Annotated in this window: 5 protein-coding genes; all 5 read right to left on the reverse strand. The window is 67.6% G+C overall.

The features are described from left to right. Window positions 1–51: 51 nt before the first annotated feature. The 5 genes from ACFTZL_RS41220 to ACFTZL_RS41240 all read right to left on the reverse strand — a co-directional run bounded on the left by ACFTZL_RS41220 (window position 52) and on the right by ACFTZL_RS41240 (window position 4,474). Window positions 52–129: a 50S ribosomal protein bL37 gene (locus ACFTZL_RS41220; RefSeq protein ID WP_370443954.1), complete on the reverse strand. Its 78-nt coding sequence runs from the start codon at window positions 127–129 to the stop codon at window positions 52–54. Window positions 130–283: 154 nt separating this feature from the next. Further along, window positions 284–1,471 (reverse strand): ABC transporter ATP-binding protein, encoded by a 1,188-nt coding sequence (locus tag ACFTZL_RS41225; RefSeq protein WP_382594617.1) that lies wholly within the window; start codon window positions 1,469–1,471, stop codon window positions 284–286. 26 nt (window positions 1,472–1,497) lie between these two features. Next, window positions 1,498–2,331, reverse strand: coding sequence for a carbohydrate ABC transporter permease (locus ACFTZL_RS41230; protein ID WP_142156932.1), 834 nt, complete (start codon window positions 2,329–2,331; stop codon window positions 1,498–1,500). Next, window positions 2,331–3,248: a carbohydrate ABC transporter permease gene (locus ACFTZL_RS41235; RefSeq protein ID WP_382594621.1), complete on the reverse strand. Its 918-nt coding sequence runs from the start codon at window positions 3,246–3,248 to the stop codon at window positions 2,331–2,333. The genes ACFTZL_RS41230 and ACFTZL_RS41235 overlap by 1 nt, the downstream gene beginning before the upstream one ends. Next, window positions 3,245–4,474: an ABC transporter substrate-binding protein gene (locus ACFTZL_RS41240; RefSeq protein WP_382594624.1), complete on the reverse strand. Its 1,230-nt coding sequence runs from the start codon at window positions 4,472–4,474 to the stop codon at window positions 3,245–3,247. The genes ACFTZL_RS41235 and ACFTZL_RS41240 overlap by 4 nt, the downstream gene beginning before the upstream one ends. Window positions 4,475–4,709: the final 235 nt, after the last annotated feature.

A 4,709-nucleotide genomic window follows, 5' to 3' on the forward strand; every position in this document is an offset into this window, starting at 1 on the left:
GGGTGGCACATGCCACCCACCCGAATGCTTCGGCGCGCCCGCAGGACTTTCTCAGGACTGCGGACGGCTGCCGTGGTTCGCGCCGTTCTTGCGGCGGGCCTTCTTCTTGCGACGTCGCTTCGAGGACATCGAACCTCCTCTTTCTGGCTTTTTGGTCACTGTCCACCGGATTGTCGCATCCGGTGATCACAGAGCGCCTTTCCAGCCGTCGCTACGGCAAACACACTCGATGCGCATGTACAGGGGTGGCCTGCGTCACGGTGGTGGCGTGGGCGGTTCCTGGTCAGTCCGCCCGCACTGGATGCGTGAGGTTCGCTCCGGTCGCCGGGTCGAACACGTGGGCCTTGGCCATGTCGACCCGCAGCTCCAGCGGCTCTCCCTCGCGGGCACGCGTGGCGGCGTCCAGGCGGGCCACGAGGTGACTGGTGTCGGCGCCGGTGTCGCGCAGGCCCGACTCCCTGGCGAGCTCCTCCAGTTCGGTGGTCGTCGCGGGCCCGCCCTCCGCGGCGAAGTAGACGTACGCATCGGATCCCAGCGACTCCAGTACCTCCACGGTGGCGGTGAAGACCGGGCCCGTCCGGTCCCGGTCATGTGACAGGGCCACGTCCTCGAACGCCTCCGGTCGCAGCCCGACGATGACCTCGCGGGGCGCGTTCTGGCGTTCCAGCGCCTGCCTCGTACGGTCGTCGAGGGCCAGGTCGCCCAGGGCCGAGCGCAGGGCGCCGCCCTCCAGGGTGGCGTTCAGGAAATTCATCGCCGGGGAGCCGATGAAGCCCGCGACGAAGATGTTGCGCGGCAGGTCGTACAGCTCGGCGGGTGTGCCGATCTGCTGGACCAGGCCCTGTCTCATGACCACGACGCGGTCGCCCAGCGTCATCGCCTCGGTCTGGTCGTGGGTGACGTACACGGTGGTCGTGCCGAGGCTCCGCTGCAGCCGGGAGATCTGGGTGCGCATCTGTACCCGGAGTTTGGCGTCCAGGTTGGACAGCGGTTCGTCCATCAGGAACGCCTTGGGATCACGGACGATCGCCCGCCCCATGGCCACCCGCTGGCGCTGACCGCCCGAGAGGTTGGCGGGCTTGCGGTCCAGGTGCTCGGTGAGGTCGAGGATCCGGGCGGCGTGCGTCACCTTGGCGTCGATGGTGTCCTTGTCCACCTTGGCCAGGCGCAGCGGGAAGCCCATGTTCTCCCGGACATTCATGTGCGGATACAGGGCGTAGCTCTGGAACACCATGGCGACGTCACGTTCCTTGGGGGCCAGGTCGTTGACGACTCGGCCTCCGATGCGCAGGGTGCCCTCGGTGATGTCCTCGAGTCCGGCGATCATGTTCAGGGTCGTGGACTTGCCGCATCCGGACGGACCGACCAGGATCACGAACTCGCCGTCGGCGATGTCGAGGTCCACGTCCTTCACGGCGAGGGACCCGTCGGGAAAACGCTTGGTGACTCCCTCGAGGATGATCTCGGCCATGGGTGGTGCCTCCTTGCCTTCCCCGTTCAGCCCTTGACTGCCCCGGAGGTCAGTCCGGCGACGATCCGTCGCTGGAAGAGCAGGACGAAAACGATGATCGGGATGGTGATGACCACAGCGGCGGCGGCGATCGACCCTGTGGGCTGCTGGAACTGGGAACTCCCGGTGAAGAACGCGATCGCGGCCGGCACGGTGCGCGCGGACTCGGTGGACGTCAGCGAGATCGCGAACAGGAAGTCGTTCCAGCAGAAGATGAACACGAGAATGGCCGTGGTGAACACGCCGGGCGCGGCCAGCGGCGCGATGACCAGCCGAAAGGCCTGCGCGGGCGTCGCCCCGTCGACCTTGGCGGCCTTCTCCAGATCCCAGGGGATCTCCCGGAAGAACGCCGACAGGGTGTAGATCGCAAGCGGCAGGGAGAAGGTCATGTACGGGATGATCAGCCCGATCCAGGTGTCGAAGATCCCGATGATCCGCTCGATGTTGAACAGCGGTGACACCAGGGAGATCGGCGGGAACATGGCGATCAGCAGTGACATGCCGATGAGTACCCGCTTGCCGGGGAACCGCAGCCGGGCCACCGCGTAGGCGGCCATGGTGCCGAGCGCCACCGCGATCACCGTGGCGATCAGGGCGATACCGATCGAGTTGATCAGCGCACGGGTGAACTCGGCGGTCTCGAAGATGCCCCGGTAGTTCTCCCAGGTCCAGTCCCTGGGGATGTAGTCGCCGTCCGTGAGGGTGCCGGGGTCCTTGAACGACAGCGCGGCGATCCACCACACCGGGAACAGGGCGTACAGCACCACCACCACGTTCAGGACACCCCATCGGGCGGCATGTGTCTTTCCCACCGCGGCCATCAGCGCTTCACCTCCGCGCCGGGTGCGGCGGTGCCGAACAGTTTGACGAAGGTGAAGGCGATGATCCCGACGCAGATGAAGATCAGGACCGAGATCGCCGACCCGATGCCCAGGTTCAGCGCGGTGAACAGGTTGTCGTACCCGAGGATCGACAGAGAGCCGGTCCCCTGGGCGCCCGCGGTCAGGATGTAGATGTTGTCGAAGATCCGGAACGCGTCCAGGGTGCGGAAGAGCAGTGCCACCAGGATGGCCGGCTTCATCAGCGGCAGCATGATCTTGGTGAAGCGCTGCCAGGCGGTGGCGCCGTCCACCATGGCCGCCCTCAGGGTCTCCTCGGGGACCAGCGCGAGGCCCGCGAGCAGCAGCAGGGCCATGAACGGCGTCGTCTTCCACACCTCGGCGAGGATGATCAGCCAGAGGGCGGGCCACTGCTCGGTCAGCGGAGCCTCCCCGCTGGGCAGCAGCCCGGCGAGGTATCCGAGGTCCGGGGTCCAGGCGTACTGCCAGGAGAAGGCCGCGACCACGGTGACGATCCCGTACGGAACGAGGACCGAGGTGCGGACGACGCCGCGCCAGAAGATCGTGCGGTGCATCACCAGGGCGAGCCCCATTCCGAGGACCAGCTCGATCGCCACTGACACGGCGGTGATGAAAAGCGTGACCCAGAAGGCGTCCCACCAGAACGGGGAGGACAGCACCGCCCCGTAGTTGCTCAGGCCCACGAAGTCCGCCCGGCCGGGAAAGCGCAGGTCGTACCGCTGGAGGGACAGATAGACGGCGTACCCGATGGGGTAGGCGGTCACGGCGATCATGACGACGACGGCGGGCGCGCAGAGCAGCCAGCCGAGCCGCCGCTCCTGCCTGGCGCCCGCCGAGAGCGCCGCCCGGTCCGGCTCCCCCACTTCGTGCTGGCTCACGGGATCACACCCTCGGATCGCAGGGCATCGTCGATCTGCTCCCTGATGGTGTTGACGGAGCTCTCCGGTTTGATCCCGGACGGCGGAGACAGCGTGTGGGAGACCGCGATCGACACGTTCTGGTAGACCGGGGTGATCGGGCGCACGCTCGCCGACTCCAGGGCGGCCAGCACGTCCTTGGAGAAGGGGTACTCCTTCATGAACGCGGGCTCGTTGTACAGGGCGCGCAGCGTGGGCGGCAGACCGCCCTCGAGGGCGGCGGTGAGCTGGTTCTCCCGGTTACGCAGGCACAGCGCCGCCTCGAAGGCCAGGTCGGGGTGACGCGAGTAGGCGCTCACCGCCAGGTCGATGCCGCCGATGGTGGGCCGTGCCGGGCGGTTCGCGTCGACCCGGGGGTACGGCGCCCAGCGGAAGTTCTTGAAGAGCTCGGGGTTGTTCGCCTTCATCGACGGATAGACGAACGGGTAGTTGATCTCGAACGCCGCCACCCCCGACTCCATGGCGAGACGGTTCTGGTCCTCCATCTGGTTGGGCAGGGAGGGGTCCGCGGCCGGGGACTTCGCCAGATCACGCATGATCCCGGCGGCCCGCACGGCGGGAGGACCGAGGGAGGGCTCGGTCGCGCTCGCGTTGAGGATGGAGCCGCCCGCGCTGTTGATCAGTGAGTTGAACCACGCGGTCAGGCCCTCGTACTGGGCGCCCTGGATCTCCACGAAGTGCGGTTTGCCCTGCCGGGCGAGGGCGCCGGCCATGTCCAGCATCTCGGCCCAGGTCCTGGGCGGGGTGGGCACCAGGTCCTTGCGGTACCACAGGAGCTGGGTGTTGGTGTTGTACGGGACGGCGTACAGCTTGCCCTTCCAGGTCGAGGTCTGCAGCGGTACGCGCAGGGTGCCCTCGACGGCCTGCCGCTTCGCCGTCCCTGTCCATTCCCGGATCCAGCGTGCCTCGGCGAACTCCGCCGCCCAGGTGACGTCCAGGCCCAGGATGTCGAGCGAGTCGTCCTCGGCGGCGAGTCTGCGGACCATCTGCTGGCGCTGGCCGTCCGCGGCGCGCGGGAGCTTGTTGTAGCTGATCCGGTAGCGGCCGCCCGAGGCCTGGCCGCACCGGTCGGCCGCCTTCTGGAGCGCACCGGAGTCGTCGGGGAAGTTGTACCAGTTGAGGGTGGGCGTGCCGGAGCCCTCGTCACTGCCACAAGCGGCGAGCACGGACGCCAGCAACGGCAGCACGGCGAACGCCCGCAGCCATCGCGTCCCTCCGGTACGTCCCTTCCGACCCGAAACCGGTCGGCAGCCGCCCCTCGCGTGCACGCGCTCCACACCTCGCTTCCGGACGGTGGCACGGACTCGGACCTCGCAGCGTTTCCCTCCCGGCGAACACTAAAGACCACTTAAAGCGACATCAAGGACATATGGCCACTTCTGGTCAACCGGAAACACCTCTGGACCAACGCACAGAAAGGGC

Source organism: Streptomyces sp. NPDC056948 (assembly GCF_042674225.1).
GTDB classification, from domain to species: Bacteria; Actinomycetota; Actinomycetes; order Streptomycetales; family Streptomycetaceae; genus Streptomyces; species Streptomyces purpurascens.